The 636-nt window shown below is 81.3% G+C and carries 1 protein-coding gene; it reads left to right on the top strand.

Annotation, left to right across the window (positions count from 1 at the left end):
* A partial coding sequence (locus ABD317_RS37535) for a DUF6397 family protein (RefSeq protein ID WP_344296629.1) occupies positions 1-636 on the top strand: 636 nt, incomplete at both ends.

The following is a 636-nucleotide window of genomic DNA, read 5'->3' as shown; positions in this document are numbered from 1 at the left end:
GTCGCGGCTGCGGGCGGCGGAGGGCGCCGGCGGGGCCCGGGCGGCGGCGGTTGCGCTGCGTGAGCGGCTGCGGCTGGTGGGGACGGTGTCGGGCGCGGAGGAGCTGGGCGTCGAGCCCGCCCGGTTCACCCGGCTGGCCCGGGCGGGGTGCTTCGCGCCCGCGCGGTTCTATGTGAACAGGTACCGGCGCGTCGTCTGGCTGTATCTCGCGGCGGAGGTGGCGGCGTTCGGGGAGCGGGAGCCCGGGCTGCTGCGGGGGCCGCTGCCGCCGGCGATGCGGGCGGAGCTGGCCGACGGCGCGGACGGCCGGGCCCGCGGCTGGCGGCAGCGGCGGGTGGAGCAGCTGCTCGCCGAGCGGGTGGGCCCGTGGGAGCGGGCGGGCGCGTACGCGGCGGTGCTGAGCGACGCGGAGCTGGCGGAGGAGGTGCCCGACGCCGCGGAGCGGGCGCGCGTCGTCGAGCGGCGGGCAGAGCTGGTCGCCCTGGTGCGCGGCGGCAGCGAGACGACCCGCCGGACGGTGGCGGGCGTGCTGCTCGCGGAGAGCGACGAGGAGGCGCTCGGCTTCCGGCTGGGCCTGGCGGTGGAGCTGCAGGCCGCCCGGGCCGAGCGCGGGGCCCCGCCGGCGGGCGTGACGCG

Origin of the sequence: Streptomyces synnematoformans (assembly GCF_039531005.1) — a bacterium.
GTDB lineage: Bacteria > Actinomycetota > Actinomycetes > Streptomycetales > Streptomycetaceae > Streptomyces > Streptomyces synnematoformans.
This window is presented reverse-complemented; position numbering and strand designations above follow the sequence as displayed.